15 protein-coding genes are annotated in these 17122 nt (G+C 69.1%); 6 read left to right on the plus strand and 9 right to left on the minus strand.

Annotation, left to right across the window (positions count from 1 at the left end):
* The 7 genes from Q7C18_RS13015 to Q7C18_RS13045 all read right to left on the minus strand — a co-directional run bounded on the left by Q7C18_RS13015 (position 1) and on the right by Q7C18_RS13045 (position 8170).
* Positions 1 to 792: an HpcH/HpaI aldolase/citrate lyase family protein gene (locus Q7C18_RS13015; RefSeq protein WP_311025743.1), complete on the minus strand. Its 792-nt coding sequence runs from the start codon at positions 790 to 792 to the stop codon at positions 1 to 3.
* A complete protein-coding gene (locus Q7C18_RS13020) occupies positions 777 to 1577 on the minus strand; it encodes a fumarylacetoacetate hydrolase family protein (RefSeq protein ID WP_085437393.1) in 801 nt (266 codons plus the stop codon). Before Q7C18_RS13020 ends, Q7C18_RS13015 begins: the two co-directional genes overlap by 16 nt.
* Positions 1578 to 1588: 11 nt before the next feature.
* Positions 1589 to 2698, minus strand: a complete 1110-nt coding sequence (hpaD, locus tag Q7C18_RS13025) for a 3,4-dihydroxyphenylacetate 2,3-dioxygenase (RefSeq protein ID WP_311025744.1) — start codon at positions 2696 to 2698, stop codon at positions 1589 to 1591.
* A gap of 51 nt (positions 2699 to 2749) precedes the next feature.
* The gene (hpaE, locus tag Q7C18_RS13030) at positions 2750 to 4291 is read right to left on the minus strand and encodes a 5-carboxymethyl-2-hydroxymuconate semialdehyde dehydrogenase (protein WP_311025745.1); all 1542 of its coding nucleotides are present in this window, start codon (positions 4289 to 4291) and stop codon (positions 2750 to 2752) included.
* An 11-nt stretch (positions 4292 to 4302) separates the two neighbouring features.
* Positions 4303 to 4989, minus strand: a complete 687-nt coding sequence (locus Q7C18_RS13035; protein WP_070158925.1) for a GntR family transcriptional regulator — start codon at positions 4987 to 4989, stop codon at positions 4303 to 4305.
* Positions 4986 to 6461, minus strand: a complete 1476-nt coding sequence (locus tag Q7C18_RS13040) for a fumarylacetoacetate hydrolase family protein (RefSeq protein ID WP_311025784.1) — start codon at positions 6459 to 6461, stop codon at positions 4986 to 4988. The genes Q7C18_RS13035 and Q7C18_RS13040 overlap by 4 nt, the downstream gene beginning before the upstream one ends.
* 209 nt (positions 6462 to 6670) lie before the next feature.
* On the minus strand, positions 6671 to 8170 hold the full coding sequence (locus Q7C18_RS13045; RefSeq protein WP_311025746.1) for an APC family permease: 1500 nt from the start codon (positions 8168 to 8170) through the stop codon (positions 6671 to 6673).
* A gap of 259 nt (positions 8171 to 8429) precedes the next feature.
* Here Q7C18_RS13045 and Q7C18_RS13050 point away from each other — a divergent pair, with 259 nt between their 5' ends.
* The gene (locus Q7C18_RS13050; protein WP_070158926.1) at positions 8430 to 9416 is read left to right on the plus strand and encodes a helix-turn-helix domain-containing protein; all 987 of its coding nucleotides are present in this window, start codon (positions 8430 to 8432) and stop codon (positions 9414 to 9416) included.
* A gap of 37 nt (positions 9417 to 9453) precedes the next feature.
* Here Q7C18_RS13050 and Q7C18_RS13055 read toward each other — a convergent pair whose 3' ends face one another.
* Positions 9454 to 10587, minus strand: a complete 1134-nt coding sequence (locus Q7C18_RS13055) for a helix-turn-helix transcriptional regulator (protein ID WP_311025747.1) — start codon at positions 10585 to 10587, stop codon at positions 9454 to 9456.
* A 216-nt stretch (positions 10588 to 10803) separates the two neighbouring features.
* On the opposite strand from Q7C18_RS13055, the gene Q7C18_RS13060 reads away from it, so the two are divergent.
* The 3 genes from Q7C18_RS13060 (at position 10804) to Q7C18_RS13070 (ending at position 12980) form a co-directional block, all read left to right on the plus strand.
* Entirely contained in the window at positions 10804 to 11835 is a 1032-nt protein-coding gene (locus Q7C18_RS13060; RefSeq protein WP_311025748.1) for an FAD-binding oxidoreductase, read from the plus strand.
* A complete protein-coding gene (locus Q7C18_RS13065) occupies positions 11828 to 12220 on the plus strand; it encodes a BBE domain-containing protein (protein ID WP_311025749.1) in 393 nt (130 codons plus the stop codon). The genes Q7C18_RS13060 and Q7C18_RS13065 overlap by 8 nt, the downstream gene beginning before the upstream one ends.
* Before the next feature lie 88 nt (positions 12221 to 12308).
* Positions 12309 to 12980, plus strand: coding sequence for a TetR family transcriptional regulator C-terminal domain-containing protein (locus Q7C18_RS13070; RefSeq protein WP_311025750.1), 672 nt, complete (start codon positions 12309 to 12311; stop codon positions 12978 to 12980).
* On the opposite strand, the gene Q7C18_RS13075 is transcribed toward Q7C18_RS13070, so the two are convergent.
* On the minus strand, positions 12908 to 14899 hold the full coding sequence (locus Q7C18_RS13075; RefSeq protein ID WP_311025751.1) for a primary-amine oxidase: 1992 nt from the start codon (positions 14897 to 14899) through the stop codon (positions 12908 to 12910). The genes Q7C18_RS13070 and Q7C18_RS13075 overlap by 73 nt on opposite strands.
* Before the next feature lie 79 nt (positions 14900 to 14978).
* Here Q7C18_RS13075 and Q7C18_RS13080 point away from each other — a divergent pair, with 79 nt between their 5' ends.
* Both Q7C18_RS13080 and Q7C18_RS13085 read left to right on the plus strand, forming a co-directional pair.
* Complete coding sequence (locus Q7C18_RS13080) at positions 14979 to 15482, plus strand: hypothetical protein (protein WP_311025752.1); 504 nt, start codon at positions 14979 to 14981, stop codon at positions 15480 to 15482.
* Positions 15483 to 15519: 37 nt separating this feature from the next.
* Positions 15520 to 16953 (plus strand): aldehyde dehydrogenase family protein, encoded by a 1434-nt coding sequence (locus Q7C18_RS13085; protein WP_311025753.1) that lies wholly within the window; start codon positions 15520 to 15522, stop codon positions 16951 to 16953.
* Positions 16954 to 17122: the final 169 nt, after the last annotated feature.

The raw sequence follows: 17122 nt of genomic DNA on the forward strand, positions 1-17122 counted from the left end.
TCATGCTCCTGCGGGTGAGGACGGGATGAACTCGGCGGCGAGACGCTCGACGCCGCGGGCGGCCAGGGAGACGTCGGCGCCCACCAGGATCCAGTCGGCGCCCGCGGCCACGTAGCCCCTGGCGACGTCCGGGTCGAAGGCGTTGACGCCCACCGGCACTCCGGCGGCGCGTCCGGCGGCGAAGGACCGCTCGACGGCGGCGACGACGTCCGGGTGGGTCTGCTGGCCGAGCAGCCCCAGGGAGGCGGACAGATCGGAGGGTCCCAGGAAGATGCCGTCGATGCCGTCCACGCCGGCGATCGTCTCGGCGTTCTCCACGCCCTCGACGGTCTCGATCTGGACGAACACCGAGACATGCTCGGAGCCGCGGGCCAGATACCCGGGAACCCGGCTCCACCGGCCGGAGCGGGCCAGGGCGCTGCCGATCCCGCGGCGGCCCGCCGGCGGGTACTGCGCGGCCGCTGCCACGTCGCGGGCCTCCTGCGCGGTGGAGACCATCGGCACCAGGATGTTCTGCGCTCCCAGGTCCAGCACCTGCTTGATGATCACCGGGTCCGCGGAGGGCACCCGGACGATCGGGGTGACCTCATAGCCGGAGGCGGCATGCAGCTGGGCCAGCACGGACTCCAGCCCGTTGGGGGCGTGCTCCATGTCGATCAGCAGCACGTCGAGCCCGCCGCCGGCCATGACCTCGGCCATCACCGGGGATCCGGAGCAGACCCACCCGCCCACCAGGGGCCGGTCGGCCGCGGCGAGGCGCTCGCGGAAGGTGGGGGTCAGATGAATCGGCATGTCACGGCTCCCAGGTCTCCGTAGTCGCAGTGGACGGTGTCGCCGGGGTGGACCCACATGGGCCGGGTGAAGGACCCGGCCAGGATGATCTCTCCGGCCTCGAGCCGGTCCCCGTGTCCGGCGAGCCGGTCGGCCAGCCAGGCGACCCCGCGGGCGGGGTGGCCCAGCACGGCGGCGGCCACCCCGGACTCCTCGATGGTCTCGTTGCGGTACAGCAGCGCGGAGACCCAGCGGAGGTCGACGTCGTGGGGCCGCACGGGCCGTCCGCCGTGGACCATGGCACCCATCGCGGCGTTGTCGCTGATGGTGTCCACGATGGTGCGCCCCTCCATCTCGATGCGGCTGGAGAGGATCTCGACAGCGGGGACCACGTAGTCGGTGGCGTCCAGGACGTCGAAGATCGTGGTCTCACGGCCGGTCAGCCCTGCACCGGCGAGGTCGCGGCCGAGCACGAAGGCGAGCTCCACCTCCACCCTGACCCCGGTGAAGTCCCCGTGCTGAAGCACCGCACCGGTCTCATGGACCATGTCGGCGAAGATCGTGCCGTAGTCGGGTTCGGTGATGCCGGTGGCGGCCTGCATGACCTTGGAGGTCAGGCCGATCTTGCGTCCTGTGGGGCGTCGCCCGGCGGCGATGCCGCGACGCCGCCACTCGTTCTGGACCGCGTAGGAGTCCTCCACGGTCATCTCCGGGTGACGGGCGGTCAGCAGCGGCACCATGGTGCGGTCCCGCTCGGCGTCGGCGAGCTCGTCGGCGATCTGGCCGATCTGTGTCTCGGTGAGCATGGGTTCCTCCCTCAGAGCTGGTGGCCCAGCTTGTACTCGCCCTGTTTCCAGCTGGGCATGGACTCCTCGCCCTCTTCGGCGCGGGTGTAGGAGAACCCGTCGGCGCCGATGGTGACCTCCATCTCGGAGTCGCCGGTGCGCTCGGTGGTGGGCACCGGACGGCCCTCGAGGTCGAGGACGGTGGAGGCATCGGTGTACCAGGAGGGGACCACCGGGTTGCCCCACCAGTCGCGGCGCTGGTTGTCGTGGACGTCCCAGGTCACGCGCGGGTTGTCCGGGTCGCCGGTGTAATAGTCCTGGGTGTAGACCTCGATGCGGTGCCCATCGGGGTCGCGCAGATAGAGGTAGAACGCGTTGGAGACGCCGTGCCGGCCGGGGCCGCGCTCGATGTGGTCGGAGAGCCGCAGCGCACCGAGCTTGTCGCAGATGGCCAGGATGTTGTGCTTCTCATGGGTGGCGAAGGCGACGTGGTGCATCCGCGGGCCCGCCCCGCCGGTCATGGCGGTGTCGTGCACCGTGGGCTTGCGGCGCATCCAAGCGGCGTAGGTGGTGCCGGCGTCGTCCTGGATGTCCTCCGTGACGCGGAAGCCCAGGGTCTCCATGTAGCCCACGGCCCGCGGCACATCCGGGGTGACCTGGTTGAAATGGTCGATGCGGACCAGCGCTCCGGGGGAGTAGAGGTCGTAGCGCCAGGCGAGCCGCTCCACATGTTCCACCTCGTGGAAGAACTCGTAGGGGAAGCCCAGCGGGTCCTGCACCCTGACCGAGTCGCCCAGCCCCTTCACGAAGCCCTCGGGGTTCCTCTTCACCGGGCAGCCCAGCTCCCGGTAGAAGGCTTCGGCGCGGTCCAGGTCCTCCGGGCTGCGCACCCGGTAGGAGAAGGCGGCGACGGCGGCCTCGTCTCCCTTCCGGAGGATCAGGTTGTGGTGGATGAACTCCTCCATGGAGCGCAGGTAGATGGCGTCCTCGTCCTCCTCGGTGACCACCAGGTCCAGCACGTCCACGTAGAAGTCACGGGAGCGCTGCAGATCGGTGACCACCAGCTCCATGAAGGCGCACCGCAGGATGTCCGGCGGCGGAGTGGAGGGCGTCGGGAGGGGGTTCGGGTTCGTGTCTGTCATGCTGAGCGTCCTTGCTGCTGATGAGGGTGAGAGGGGATGGGCAGGGTGGGGTCAGTCGGCCTTGCCGAAGACCGGGTTGTGGACCTCACCGAGGTTGATGTGGACCGCCTGCTGGTCCGTGTAGAAGTCCAGGGAGCGGTACCCGCCCTCGTGGCCGAGCCCGGAGGCCTTGACCCCGCCGAAGGGGGTGCGCAGGTCTCGGACGTTGTTGGAGTTCAGCCACACCATGCCGGCCTCCACGGCCTGGGCGATGTTGTGGGACCGCTTGAGGTCGTTGGTCCAGATGTAGGCGGCCAGCCCGTAGCGGGTGTCATTGGCCAGAGCGAGCGCCTCCTCCTCCGAGTCGAAGGGGGTGATGGCGACGACGGGCCCGAAGATCTCCTCCTGGAAGATCCGGGCAGTGGGCGGCACGTCGGCGAAGACGGTGGGGGCGACGAAGTTCCCGGTCTCGAAGCCCTCGGGGCGACCGCCGCCGGCCACCAGGCGTCCCTCGGTCTTGCCCAGCTCCACGTAGCTCATGACCTTCTCGTAGTGCTCCGGGTGCACCAGGGCGCCCACCTCGGTGGTCTTCTGGTGCGGCAGCCCGACCTTCACCCGCTTCGCCTGGGCGGCGTAGCGCTCCACGAACTCGTCGTAGACCTCCCGCTGGACGAGGATCCGCGAGCCGGCGGTGCAGCGCTCCCCGTTGAGGGAGAACACCCCGAAGATGGTGGCGTTGACAGCGGCCTCCAGGTCGGCGTCGTCGAAGACGATCGCCGGGGACTTCCCTCCCAGCTCCATGGACAGGCCCTTCAGGTACGGGGCCGCGTTGGCGAAGATCAGCTGACCGGTGGCGGACTCGCCGGTGAAGGAGATCAGCGGGACCTCCGGGTGCTTGACCAGGGCGTCGCCGGCCTGCTCACCGAAGCCGTTGACCAGGTTGAACACGCCCTGCGGCAGCCCGGCCTCCTCGAAGATGCCGGCCCACAGGCCGGCGGAGAGCGGGGTGAACTCCGCCGGCTTGAGCACCACCGTGTTGCCGGCCGCGATGGCCGGGGCGAGCTTCCAGCTCTCCAGCATGAACGGGGTGTTCCAGGGGGTGATGAGACCGGCGACGCCGATGGGCTTGCGGTTCACATAGTTCACCTGCCGGCCGGGCACCTTGTAGACGTCGTCGGCCTGCGCGACGATCAGGTCCGCGAAGAACCGGAAGTTCTCGGCGGCCCGGCGGGCCTGACCGAGAGCCTGGGTGATCGGCAGGCCGGAGTCGAAGGACTCCAGCTCGGCGAGCCGATCCCCGCGAGTCTCCACCAGGTCCGCGATGCGGTGCAGCACCCGGGAGCGCTCGCGGGGGAGCATGCGCGGCCAGGGCCCTTCGGTGAAGGCGCGCCGTGCGGCGGCCACGGCATGGTCGACGTCGGCGGCCTTGCCGGAGGCGGCCTGGATGTAGGTCTCGTTGGTGACCGGGTCGAGCACGTCGAAGGTGTCGCCGTCGGCGGAGTCCACGAACTGGCCGTCGATGTAGTGCTGGATGCTCTGCGGCAGATCCTCCGGCAGGCGGTGGGCGTCGGCGTCGGTGCCGGGGGTCGAGGTCTGGGTCTCGAGGGAGTTCATCGGGCGTCCTCTCACTGCGGGGTGTCAGGGGTCAGGTTCTGCTCGTGGCTGCGGTAGGCCTCCACGGTGCGCCATTTGTGGCGGCGGACCGCCATCTCGATCTCCACCGGGTCTGCCTGGGCCCGGATCAGCGCGAGGATCTCCTCGTGCTCGGCCACGGAGAGCGGGGCCCGTTCCGGCACGAAGCTGAAGGTGGAGCTGCGCAGCCCGGAGAGTCGGTTCCAGCCGCGGTCCACCAGATCGGCGATGTGCGGGTTCGGGCAGCGGTGCACCAGGGCGCGGTGGAACTTCTCGTTCAGCGCGGTGAACACGGTGGGCTCGAAGTGGTCCAGCAGCGCGCGCATCTGCTCGTTGATGGACTCGGCCCGGGCGATGTCAGCCTCGGTCAGGCGTCCGAGGGACAGCGAGGTGGCCGCGCCCTCGAGCACGCCGAGGGTCTGCATGGTGTCGATGTACTCGCTCTGGTCCACCATGGCCACCCGGGCGCCGATGTTGCGTTCGAACTCGACGAGTCCCTCGGCCTCCAGGCGCCGCACAGCCTCCCGGACCGGGACCGTGCTGACGCCGAGCTCCTTGGCGATGGTGCCCAGCACCAGGCGGTAGCCCGGGTTGAAGTCCCGGGCGATGATGCGCTCCCGGATCCAGCGGTAGGTCTTCTCCGACTTGGAGGCCTGCTCGTCGATGCGCAGGGTGCTCATGCCTGGTCCTGCGTCACGGTCGCCCCGCCGGCCGTCTCGGCCTCGTAGCGGGCCCGCCACTGCGCGTTCATGGGGAACAGGCCGTCCACCGGGTGGCCGGAGGTGACCTGCTCGGCGACCCAAGCGTCTTCGGCCTCCTTGGCCAGGGCGGCGTCGGCGACCTCCTCGGCGATCTCCGGGGGCAGGACGACGACGCCGTCGTCGTCGCCGACGATGACATCACCGGGCTGGACGGCGGCCCCGCCGCAGGCGATGGTGACGTCCACGTCCCAGGGGACATGTCGGCGCCCGAGCACGGCGGGGTGGGGCCCCTGGCAGAACACGGGGAGGTCGATCTCGGCGACGGTCGCGTGGTCCCGGACCCCGCCGTCGGTGACGACACCGGCGGCACCGCGGGCCTGGGCGCGTAGAGCGAGGATGTCGCCCAGGGTGCCTGAGCCGGTCTCCCCGCGGGCCTCGATGACGATCACCTCACCGGCGCCGACGTCGTCGAAGACGCGTTTCTGCGCGTTGTAGCCGCCGCCGTGGCTGCGGAACAGGTCTTCGCGTGCCGGGATGAAGCGCAGAGTGCGTGCAGTGCCGACCATCTTCCGTCCCGCACGGGTGGGGCGCAGACCGTCGATGGTGACGGTGTTGTAGCCGCGGCGGCGCATCTCCTGGGTCAGGCCCGCCACCGGAGCAGACTCCAGCTTCTCCCGCAGGGCCTCAGCGACTCCGGTGGTGTGCTCCGGCAGCCCGGCAGCCTGGCGCGATCCCCAGGCCTCCTCGCGCTGGAGGTCGTCCACGCGCGGCAGGCTCCCGAGGTCGGGATCGAAGTCTCCGGGCCCTTCGACGATCGGGGTGCGCAGTCGGCCGCTGGAGCGCGGGGCCTGCTCGGGGTCTCCCACGACGTCGACCTCCACCTCGACGACGTCGCCGGGCTGAGCCACCGAGGCGCCGGCGGGGGTGCCGGTGAGGATGATGTCTCCGGGCTCCAAGGTCAGATGCTGGGAGAGGTCCGCCACGAGCTGGGGGAGGGGGAAGATCATGCCGGCCGACGTGTCCTCTTGGACGAGGTGGCCGTTCTTCCAGGTGCGGATGCGCAGGGCGGAGGGGTCGACGTCGGCGGCGGGGATCAGCTGCGGGGCGAGCGGGGTGTAGCCGTCCCGCCCCTTGTTGCGGACGTTGGAGCCTTTGTCGTTGCCGCGCAGGTCATACAGGCCGAGGTCGTCGGCGGCGGTGATCCAACCGACATGCGCCCACGCCTCATCCCGGGCGAGGCGGCGGGCGCGGCGCCCGATGACCAGGGCGATCTCCCCCTCGAAGCCCAGCAGCTCCGTACCGGCCGGGCGCTCGACGGCGGCCTCGGTCGGCGCCAGTGAGCTGGCCGGCTTGAAGAAGTAGGACGGGGCCGCGGGGCGGCGTCCGCGCTGCTCGGCCCGAGAGGCGTAGCTGATGTGGACGGCGATGACCTTGCCCGCGTGGACCCTCATGAGGTCCTGCGAGGTGCTGGGGGTGTCCAGGTCGCTGGAGGTGTCCAAAGAAGCTCCTTCGCTCCGTACATGGGCCGTGCGTGGCGGCGTCGTCGGGTCTGCGCCGGGCACTGAATGCCGACATCAGATCATATCGAGGATCGTATATTATCCGTGTCCTGCGACACAAGAGGTCTGTGCTGGCGGTCAGGGCGGGGCGGGAGGAGGCGTCAGCCGATGTTCGCCTGCCGCGCATGCTCGTAGATCTCCGGCCGGCGTCGCTGCAGATACGAGGCCCAGGCGAGGCCGATCGCCCCGGAGGCGACGATGGTGCCCGGGATGACGATCACCAGGGCGGAGAAGCCGTCGGCCTCGATCATGGTGTCGAAGTTGGCCATGATGAGCAGCGCGATGATGCCGAAACCGATCGCGGCGACCAGCGGCGCCACCCTGCGCACGAAGAACGGGTGCTGGTCGGGGTCCTCGCCGAGGCGACGCATGATCGCCACGGAGGTCACGCACAGCAGGATCACCATGCCGAACCCTGCGGCGTTGGTCAGCCAGGGGAACATCGTCAGCACCGGGTACAGGACGCCGAGATCCGAGCCGACGCCGGCCACGGCGAAGAGGAGGATGAAGATCAGGCCCAGCGTCGACTGCGCCAGCGAGCCGGCCACGGGAGCGCCGTTGCGGGGTCCGGTCCTCCCCAGCGCCTGGGGGAGGACTCGGGCTCGGCCCATGGAGAAGAAGTATCGGGCCGCGGCGTTGTGGAAGGCGATCATGGCGGCCAGGATGCTGGTCAGGAAGAGCAGGGCCGCCATGTTCGAGGCCATCGCCGGCACATGCTGGCCCAGGAAGACGAACATCAGGTCCGGCCCCCACTGTTGTGACTGCTCCACCATCTGCGAGGTTCCGACGCCCAGTGAGAACGCCCAGGCCGAGAAGGCGTAGAACGCCGCGATGATGCCGACGGCGATGTAGGTCGCCGTGGCGACGGAGCGCCGAGGGTCCTTGGCCTCCTCGGAGTAGATGGCGCCAGACTCGAAGCCCATGAAGGCGGCGATGCCGAAGGCCAGCAGCGCCCCGAAGCTCCCGGTCAGCCAGTGCTCCGGGAGGAAAGCCTCCGCGCTGATGCCTTCAGGTGCCACGGAGAAGGAGAGTGCGCTGACGGCGATGACGATGACGAATTCGAGCGCCACGATCACGGCGAGCACCTTGGCGTTGAGGTCCACCGTGTTGACTCCCAGCGCGCCGACGATCAGCCATCCCGCCAGGGCGCACAGCCACCAGGGGGCCTCGAGTCCGGTGAGCTCTCCCAGGACGGAGGATGCAGTGAATCCGAAGACCCCGTAGAGGCCGATCTGCATGGCGTTGTAGGTCACCAGTGCGAGGAAGGAGGTGCCGATGCCCGCCCGGATGCCGAGCCCCGCGGCCACATAGGCGTAGAAGGCTCCCGCATTCTGGATCAGCGCGCTCATCCTGCCGTAGCCGATGGCGAAGAAGATCAGGACGAGGCCCAGCAGGAGATAGCCGACCGGCACGCCGAGCTCTCCGGTGACCGCGAAGCTGGTGGTGGCTCCGCCGGCCAGGACGGTCAGCGGTGCGGAAGCGGCGATGATCAGGAAGACCAGGGCTGGGACGCCGAGCGTCCGCCGGGCGAGGGCTGTCTCCTCAGGGGTGCGGACGTCGTCGGGGGTGGGCGTCGGGGCGGTGGGGGAGTGTCTGCTCATGATGTGCTCCGTGCGGTCTTGGGGTGGATGGCCTCAGTCTCCGCCTCATGGTGGGGCGCGTCTTGTGTCAGCGTGCACACACGTTGTCCTGGTCCGTGCGGTGGGCGGTGCCGGGAGCGGTGCGGTGAACCTTGCCATCGGATATGAGCGGTGTCACACTTCTGGAGACGTCGTCGTCATGACGTGGGCACCTTCTGCCATCGTTATTGAGCAATCGCTCAAGAATCAGAGGTGTCCCGCAGATGTCCCAGGAGGGGCCATGAATCAGCAGTGTGACAACGGAGCAGTCCTGGACCTGCCCCGGTCCGGCCTCGATCTGCCTTCCTGGCGGGCCGCCATCGGATCCTCGGTGGTGCCCCTGGACATCCAGGCCGAAGGCGGCATTCCCTTCCGTGGCCACCTGCGCAGCTCCACCGTGGACGACGTCGGGCTCTTCCAGCTGGTCACCACGCCGCACCGCGTGACCCGAACCCCCGGGCTGATCTCCGCCGACGACGCCCGGTTCTACAAGATCAGCCTGCAGCTGGCCGGGCGCGGCATCCTGGAGCAGGACGGGCGTCGGGCGAGCCTCGGGCCGGGCGACCTCGCCATCTATGACACGCACAGGCCCTACCGGCTGCATTTCGCGGAGCCGAGCCAGGCGATGGTGATGATCTTCCCCCAGGAGATGGTCGACCTCGCGCCGGAGGAGGTCGCCCAGGTCACGGCGAGCTGCTTTCCCCAGGATCGCGGGTTCGGGCGCATGATCAACCCGTTCTTCATGGAGCTGGGGCGGGATCTCGACCAGCTCTCCAGCACCTACTCGGCGCGTCTGGTGCATCTGGCGCTGGACCTGATGGTCACCATGCTCTCCCAGGAGCTGGATGAGCGTCACGCCGCTGAGGCGTCCTCGTCCCGGCATCTGGGCCGTGAGATCAGGGAGCACATCCTGCGGCATCTGGGCGACGAGGACCTGTCACCGGCCTCGATCGCCGCAGCCCATTACATCTCGGTGCGTCACCTGTACACCATCTTCTCCGCGGAGGGTCAGACCGTCTCCGCCTGGATCCGCTCACGGCGACTGGAGCACATCCGGCGGGATCTCGCCGACCCGCTGCTGGCTGATCGCCCGATCTCAGCCGTGGCCGGGCGATGGGGGCTCCATGACGCTGCCCACTTCTCCCGAGTGTTCAAGGCAGAGTTCGGCGAGTCGCCCAGCGCCTACCGCCGGCGGCATCAGGCGCCCGCCCTGTCTCTGGCGGGATGATCGCCCGGCCCGACGCGGCGGCCGGCGCGGTGCACGCTCAGCAGTGCGTGACCTGCGTCATCGGGCGCGCGTGCCGATGGAACAGCATGCTCATCAGCTCGCCGCGTGAGGTGGTGCAGGTCTTGGCCAGGGTCGACTTGATGTGGTCGCGCACCGTGTGCTCGGAGATGAAGAGTCGGGTCGCGATGTCCGCGGTGCGCCGCCCCTGGGAGAGTTCGGCGAGCACCTCCTGCTCCCGCGCCGTGAGCCCATAGGCGGAGACCACCATCGGCATGACATCCGTGGGGCGAGACGGCTCGATGACCAGGACGATTCCGGAGAGGCTCCCGTCGCTGGCCAGCGTGCAGTCTCCCGTGATCGTCAGCCAGCGTCCGGACCGACCATGCAGCCGCGTCATCGGGGCCAGGCCGCCGTCCGCGTCCTCCGCCCGGGCCCGGGCCCGGGTGGCGACCATATAGGCCTCGCCCGGCAGCACCGTGTGCTGACCCGCACGGATGGGATGAGCCCACAGGTCACCGAGCCACTGCGCGGCAGACTCCGTCATGGACACGACCTGCCCGAGCGGATCGAGGGAGACGACGCCTGCGACCCAGCCCTCGGCCTCGGCACGCACCGACGAGACCGTGCACCGCTGGAATCCGGCGGCGATCAGCGGACGGACCTGGTCCAGCCACGCCAGGGCTCCGTCGTCGAAATCCTCCTCACGGTCTTCTCGGAGGAAACTGCCCATGCCCCAGCATGCCCCGTTGATCGAGAAGGTCGTCCGCAGTTCGGGGCCGAATCCCGAGGGCCGGTACAGGCGTTCGTGCCGAGGGCTCAGCTGCGGATGGCCCTGGGTGACGCGGTGCAACGTCGAGGCGGCTGCCCCGGTGCGATGCAGATCGGCGAACTTGTTGAAGTCCTGCTCGAGGAACTCGTTGTGCATCCACGGTGCGCACATCTCCTCCGGGAGGTCCTCGATCACGGCAGCAGTGGAGAACAGGAGCGTGTCAGGGTCAGTGGCGCTGAGCACCATCCCGGACATCCCCAGGGCGTCGTGGAGCGGTTCGCGCAGCCCCTCCACGAGCTCGGCAGTGCTCCCGGCATCGGTGCAGACCTCGGCGACGCGTCCGGCGGCGCCGCTCCTGCTCCGTCGGCGCCGGATCACCGGAGGCGAGCCTGAAGGCACCATGACCCTGATGCTCGTCCCACCCGGGGACAGAGTCAACGGTTGCGGGTCCCCCCCTGTCCAAGATCCCCCAGTTGAGGGGGAGTCGGACCGGAAGATGCCCCGGCCGGGGGATGGTGAGCGGAGCCTCCGCGCAGGACGCTGGAGACCCGCGGAGGACTGCCGAAGGACCCAGGCGCCCGATGAACGGCCTCGGCGGAGATCCTCAAGGAGACGATCATGTCCATCCAGACCTCCCTCCCGGGCGTCGACGCCCTCCGCACGGCATGCACCGGGGCCGTTCTCCTCCCTCACGACCCGCCATACTCCGGCGCCTGTGCCGGATGGAACCTGGCATGGACCCAGCGTCCGGGGATCGCCGTGGCGGCCTCCACCGTCAGCGACGTCGCCCACGCCGTCCGTTTCGCCGAGACCCACGGGTTGGCCGTCTCGGTGCAGAACACCGGCCACGGTGTGACGATCCCGGCCGATGACGAGACGCTGCTCATCCTGACGCGCGGGCTGGACGGCGTGGCCATCGATGTCGAGTCCCAGCAGGCCACACTCGGTGGAGGCACGACGTGGACGCCCGTTCTGGAGGCCGCACAGCAGTACGGCCTCGCGCCGCTGCTCGGCTCGGCTCCGCATGTCGGCACCGTCGGATTCAGCCTCGGGGGAGGCTTCGGCTGGCTCGCGCGGAATTACGGGCTCGCCGTCGACGCCGTCCGCTCCCTGACCGTCGTGGTCGCCGGGGGACGGATCGTGACGACCTCGCCCTCTGCCGAGCCTGACCTGTTCTGGGCGCTGTGCGGCACCGCAGGCAGCGGGCTCGGCGTCGTCGTGGAGATGACGGTGGACCTGGTCCCGGTCGACATGGTCTACGCCGGGAACCTGTTCTACCCCGTGGAGGATGCGGAGCAGGTCTTCGACCGCTATGTGGACTGGTCCGAGGGCTGCCCGGAGGAGCTCACCAGCGCGTTCAACATCACGGCGTTCCCGCCGCTGGAGATCGTCCCGGAGCCCCTGCGAGGGAAGACCTTCGTGCTCGTCCGCGGCTGCTTCGCCGGCACGGAGGAAGCGGGGCCCAGCGAGGGACGACGGCTCGTCGACCGATGGCGCGCCTGGCGCAGACCCCTGATGGACACGTGGGCCAGCATCCCGTTCTCCCGGGCGGCCGAGATCTCCATGGATCCGGTGGATCCCCTGCCGGCGGCCAGCAGCGGCCGGTGGCTCGACCGACTGGACCGGGGGGGTCTTCGAGGCGATGCGTGACGCCGTCGTCGCGGGCGGCGCGGCGTCCCCCGTCCTGTTCGCCGAGACCCGTCACGCAGGAGGTGCCATCAGCCGGCGTCGTCCGGAGGTCAGCTTCGCCGCACGAGAGGGTGGTCGGATGCTCGAACTCGTCGGACTGATCACCAGCCCGGAGTCTGACACCGAGCTCGCACGGCGCTTCTCCGAGACCTGGCGGCGGGTGGACTCCCGGCTTGCGGCGCTGCCGGGCTATCTGAACTTCGTCGAGGGCCATGAGAAGATCCAGATCGCTCGGCAGGCCTTCGACGCCGGCACAGTGGAGCGGCTCCGCGCGGTCAAAGACCGGTACGACCCGCAGGACGTGTTCCGCCGGGGGATTCCGCTCGGCGGGCCGCCCCTCGCCTGAGGGCCGGAGGAGGTGTGGGGTCGACGCGTGACGGGTGGTCCGGGCGTCGTCCCCGTCCCGGATGGTCCGATGCGGCAGAATCAGCCCCATGCCGAAGAAGGTCGACCGCCGCGCACGCCGAGAAGAGATCGTCCGCACCTACCTGAAGATCGCCGCCCGGGACGGCATGGAGGCCGCCACCACGCGGGCCCTGGCCGCCGAGCTCGGCGTCGCCGTCGGGTCCCTGTGGCACTACTTCTCCGGCTTCGACGAGGTGCTCTCCCAGGCCTTCGAGATGATCTTCGAGCGCACCGACGCACGCATCGCCCGGCGGGTGGACGACTCCGCCGGGCTGGACGCGCTGCGCGCCATGCTCGAAGAGGTCCTGCCGATCGGCGGCGTCCCCCGCGATGAGGCCTATGTGGTGGTCAGCTTCTGGGGGCGCGTCGCGGCGAACCCCAGTGTGGGCAGCCTGCAGGTCGCGGTCGAGCACCAATGGCGTCAGCAGATGACCGGATACCTCAGGGAGGCGGTCGATGCGGAGGAGCTGCACCCGGAGGCGCCGGTGGAGGACATCGCCGATGCGCTGCTGTACCTGGTCACCGCCTCACAGTTCGAACGAGTGCTCGGCACGCGCCTGGGCCAGGAGGCCAGGCTCTGGCAGATCGTGCGCCACCACCTGGCCCCCTGGATGACCGAGCAGGCGGCTCAGCAGTGGCAGCCGCCGTCGTCCTGGGGTGATGCGCCGGAGGGGGAGGCTTCCGGCGCGCCCGAGGCCTGACAGTGCCAACCGGACTCCGGCGGGACGTCCAGGGTGGGGTTGCGGTCGAAGAACCCGTTCGGCGTCATGCGGAATCCCGCGTAGTCCACCGGCATGATCGGCCAGTCCTCGGTGCGGGGGAAATGGGTGAGGCCGAAGGTGTGCCAGAGCACCACGTCCTCCCCGTCGAGTGCTCGGTCCTGCGCCGCATACCGGGGGAGGCCGTCGTCGCCGGGGTTGAGGTTGACGAGCCGGCCGGCGGGGTACAGCTCCTCGGCGTCGTACCGGGTCACCCACAGGTGATGCGCGGCGAAGGCCGCGCGACGCCGGATCGGGGAATCGTCGGCCGCTAGCAGCGTGGGTGAATCCTCCGCGTGGAGCACGTAGGCGGTCGGCTGCCCCAGGCGGTTGGTGCCCTCGGTGCTGCTGATGCGCCAGAGGCGACCTGAGGAGCCGTCCGCATCGCGGATCGCCTGCTGTTCGGAGGGGAGTCGGGTGATCGTGCGGTTGAACGCGTTGCCCCACGGATTGCTCTGCGAGGTGGGCTCGCGGACGACGTCGATCTCGTCCACCGCGTTCGCGGTGCCGTCGACCATCATGTCCATCCGCGCGCAGAACAGGTGCTGGTGGATCGGGGCGCCGAGCCCCGGGGCGATCTCGGTGGAGTACGGGTAGTCGCCGCCGGGGTGGGCGTTGGTGAACACGATGCCGGTCGCTTTGGACTCCAGCTCGATCTTCCCGTCCAGGTACAGATGCCAGTAGAAGCCGTAGTCGTAGTTGCCCACGGTGACGAAGAAGGAGATGACCAGGCGCCGCTGGCGGCGGACCTCCGAGCTGCCGGAGAAGTCGTCGGTGTGCTTCCACAGGATGCCGTAGTCCTCCTCGTGGAGGCAGATGGCGTTCGGCAACGTCTGCGGGCGCCCGAAGTCATCGGCGACGACGGCGTCCACGTAGGTGATCTCCCCCTTGCAGTCGCAGCCCAGCTCCAAAGCGTTGGCGAGCCGTCCGAACTGGAACTCGCCGACGTCGTAGTAGTTCTGCCAGGCGTTGGTGGGGGAGGGGTCCCCGTAGTTGACCACCATCTCCGCCACGGAGCCGCGGTACATGATGGGGCGCCGGCGTCCCTGGTCGGAGAAGGTGAGCTGATGCAGGGTCAGGCCCTCCCGGCCGTTGAACCCCAAGCGGACGCTCCAGTTCTCCCACTCCAGCACGCCGTCTTCCAGTGTGAAGCTGACTCCCTCGGGCTGGGTGATGGAGATGGGTTTCAGTGAGGTGCGGAGCTCGCCGCGCACGGCCGGGTCCAGGTAGTCGCCGGACTCTTCCGGCACGTGGGTCACCTCGGTCTCCACGACGCGCAGGACCTTCCGGTCGGTCATGTCGATGTGGGCGACCATGCCGCCGATCGGGTGGGCCCAGATGGAGTCGGTCGGGTAGTCCTGCCGGAAGGAGAGCGCGCGCAGGATGCGGTGGCCGCGCTCATCCTCGTAGCCGAAGACGCCGGCGGAGAGGCCGATGACGACGACCTTCTCGAGGTCGGTCACGCCACGGTGCTCCAAGGCCTCGATGTAGCGCGCGTCGGCTTTGAGGACGTCGTCGACCCCGAAGAGCTCCTCCATGAAGATCGGGCCGGTGCCCTGCTCTGCGACGTCGACCGCCTGGTCGGAGACGATGGTGTCGCCGTCCAGGTCGACGATGACGTCACGGACCGCGTTGGTGGCCAGGTCGGTGACGACGAGCGAGGCCTGGCGGGGGAGCCGCTGGTCCGGCGTCCAGGCCAGGACCTTCTGCTTCTCCGGCTCACGCAGCATCAGGTAGCTCACCCGCGCGGACTCGGGCAGCAGGTCATGGTGCTCCAGCACGGCGCGGATCCGGGAGATCTCCTCGGCGGAGAGAGGGGTCAGCGGGTGGGCGGCGGCATCGCCCGAGGTCTTGTCAGTCATCGAACTCCTCCTTATAGTTGAGCGCACGCTCAAAATAAATATGGCACAGTTCACAGCATTCAGGGAAGAGGTGACGCCCATGGCGCCCGTCGTCCTGCGTCGTGCCGCGGCGACCTGTGCGGCGCTCTCCGGCGTGGTGCACCTGGTCCTGCTGGGCCATGGAGGACTGCTGATGGGTCTCGTCATGGCTGCCATGGCCGTGGTGTGCCTGCCGTGCGCGGGCCACCTCTGGCGGGGCGAGTCCCTGCGCGCCTGGACGATGATCGCCGTCATGAATGCCGGGATGCTGATCCTGCATCTCGGTCTGATGAGGTCGAACGGCGCTGAGGCGGGGAGCCCCGGAGAACTCGAGGCGGACGTGTCCCACCACGGCGGCGGCGTCGGGCCGGCCGAGCTGCACGAGCCGCTCATGCATCTCGCCCTCGGGTTCGCGACGGCGGAACTCCTGCTGGTGCTGGCGGCCATGTGCTGGCATCTGGGCTTGCGGCGAGAGACTCGGGCCGGGGAGACGGCGCGCTCCCGTCATAGAAGGCTGCAGGGGAAGACAACACCTTCCCGGCAGCCGTCGCGCACAGTGAAGTGAATGAAGCATTCCTGACGATGGAGGAGGAATCACAGCGATGACGACGCAGAACGTGCCCCAGAAGGTGTCCCTGCTGGAGCGGATCCAGCCGGCTGTTGGTGGGCGGGAGATCCTGGACCCGGCCACCGGGGAGGTGGTCGGTCGAGCCCCTGAGGCCACCGTGGAGGATCTCGATGCCGCGGTGGCCCGGGCCCGAGCGGCTCAGCCCGGATGGGCCGCCCACTCGGATGCTGACCGGGCAGAACGGCTCAACGCGGCTGCTGAAGCGATCGAGGCCCACGCCGAGGAACTGGCAGTGCTGCTCTCCCGTGAACAGGGCAAACCCCTCAACGGCCCCAACGCCCGGTTCGAGGTCGGAGCCTGCGTGGCCTGGCTGCGCGCCACCGCGTCCTTCCCGGTGGGCCCGGAAGTCATCGTCGATGACGAGTCCGGCCGGGCCGAGCTGTACCACCGCCCCCTGGGTGTGGTCGGGGCGATCGGGCCGTGGAACTGGCCGATGATGATCAGCATCTGGCAGATCGCTCCTTCCCTGCGGATGGGCAACACCGTGGTGATCAAACCCTCCGAATACACCCCGCTGTCGGTGCTGGGACTGGTCGAGGTGCTCAACACGGTGCTCGATTCTGATGTGCTCATCGCCGTGCCCGGGCGCGGAGACATCGGGGACCGACTCACTCGGCACCCCGACATCGCCAAGATCATGTTCACCGGCTCCACCCCCACGGGCAAGAAGATCATCGCCGCAGCCTCCGAGACCGTGAAGCGGCTGACCATGGAACTGGGCGGCAACGACGCCGGCATCGTCCTGGACGACGCTGACCCGACCGCGATCGCCGAAGACCTCTTCTGGGGGGCATTCATCAACACCGGGCAGACCTGCGCGGCCATGAAACGCCTCTATGTCCCCGATGCCCTCTATGACCAGGTCTGTGACGCTCTGGTGGCGATCGCCGGGCAGATGCCCATGGGAGTCGGGCTCGATGAGGCCAATGTGCTGGGCCCGGTGCAGAACCGTGCCCAGTGGGAGATCGTGGACCGGCTGGTCACCGCGGCCCAGGACTCCGGGGCCAGGATCCTCATCGGAGGAGACCCAGACCCCGAGGTCATCGCGGGGCGCGGTGGACATTTCTACCCGACCACCCTGGTGGCCGACATCGAGGAAGACAATCCACTGGTGGTCGAGGAGCAGTTCGGACCGGTGCTGCCGATCATCCGCTACACCGATCTGGAACAGGCCATCACCGCGGCCAACGCTCTGGAGGTCGGGCTGGGCTCCTCGGTCTGGTCCTCGGACCTGGACCGGGCCCGGGCGGTGGCGGCCCGGCTGGAGGCCGGTACCACCTGGATCAACAAGCATGGTGCGGTCGATCCCCGGATCCCCTTCGGCGGGGCCAAGGAATCCGGGTTCGGTCTTGAGTTCGGCACCCACGGGCTGCGTGAAGTCTCCCAGCCCCACGTCATCGCCTGGTAGCCCCACCGTCATGTTGCCTCAGCGGCCCAGCACGGTCTGCATCTCGTCGTCAGCGGTGCCGACGTGCTGGGTCTGGGTGACTTTTTGAACTGACCAACCGTTCGGTCAATAAATCTGGTACATTCTGTCGCAGAGGTGAGCTGCATCACACGATCCGGCCCCTTTGCCG

Origin of the sequence: Nesterenkonia sp. CL21, assembly GCF_031705515.1 — a bacterium.
GTDB lineage: Bacteria > Actinomycetota > Actinomycetes > Actinomycetales > Micrococcaceae > Nesterenkonia > Nesterenkonia aethiopica.

Excerpts from the sequence above, each read along its gene's own strand:
- Q7C18_RS13015 (WP_311025743.1), bottom strand. The coding sequence starts at position 792 with ATGCCGATTCATCTGACCCCCACCTTCCGCGAGCGCCTCGCCGCGGCC.
- Q7C18_RS13020 (WP_085437393.1), bottom strand. The coding sequence starts at position 1,577 with ATGCTCACCGAGACACAGATCGGCCAGATCGCCGACGAGCTCGCCGAC.
- hpaD (WP_311025744.1), bottom strand. The coding sequence starts at position 2,698 with ATGACAGACACGAACCCGAACCCCCTCCCGACGCCCTCCACTCCGCCG.
- hpaE (WP_311025745.1), bottom strand. The coding sequence starts at position 4,291 with ATGAACTCCCTCGAGACCCAGACCTCGACCCCCGGCACCGACGCCGAC.
- Q7C18_RS13035 (WP_070158925.1), bottom strand. The coding sequence starts at position 4,989 with ATGAGCACCCTGCGCATCGACGAGCAGGCCTCCAAGTCGGAGAAGACC.
- Q7C18_RS13040 (WP_311025784.1), bottom strand. The coding sequence starts at position 6,461 with ATGAGGGTCCACGCGGGCAAGGTCATCGCCGTCCACATCAGCTACGCC.
- Q7C18_RS13045 (WP_311025746.1), bottom strand. The coding sequence starts at position 8,170 with ATGAGCAGACACTCCCCCACCGCCCCGACGCCCACCCCCGACGACGTC.
- Q7C18_RS13050 (WP_070158926.1), top strand. The coding sequence starts at position 8,430 with ATGAATCAGCAGTGTGACAACGGAGCAGTCCTGGACCTGCCCCGGTCC.
- Q7C18_RS13055 (WP_311025747.1), bottom strand. The coding sequence starts at position 10,587 with ATGGTGCCTTCAGGCTCGCCTCCGGTGATCCGGCGCCGACGGAGCAGG.
- Q7C18_RS13060 (WP_311025748.1), top strand. The coding sequence starts at position 10,804 with ATGTCCATCCAGACCTCCCTCCCGGGCGTCGACGCCCTCCGCACGGCA.
- Q7C18_RS13065 (WP_311025749.1), top strand. The coding sequence starts at position 11,828 with ATGCGTGACGCCGTCGTCGCGGGCGGCGCGGCGTCCCCCGTCCTGTTC.
- Q7C18_RS13070 (WP_311025750.1), top strand. The coding sequence starts at position 12,309 with ATGCCGAAGAAGGTCGACCGCCGCGCACGCCGAGAAGAGATCGTCCGC.
- Q7C18_RS13075 (WP_311025751.1), bottom strand. The coding sequence starts at position 14,899 with ATGACTGACAAGACCTCGGGCGATGCCGCCGCCCACCCGCTGACCCCT.
- Q7C18_RS13080 (WP_311025752.1), top strand. The coding sequence starts at position 14,979 with ATGGCGCCCGTCGTCCTGCGTCGTGCCGCGGCGACCTGTGCGGCGCTC.
- Q7C18_RS13085 (WP_311025753.1), top strand. The coding sequence starts at position 15,520 with ATGACGACGCAGAACGTGCCCCAGAAGGTGTCCCTGCTGGAGCGGATC.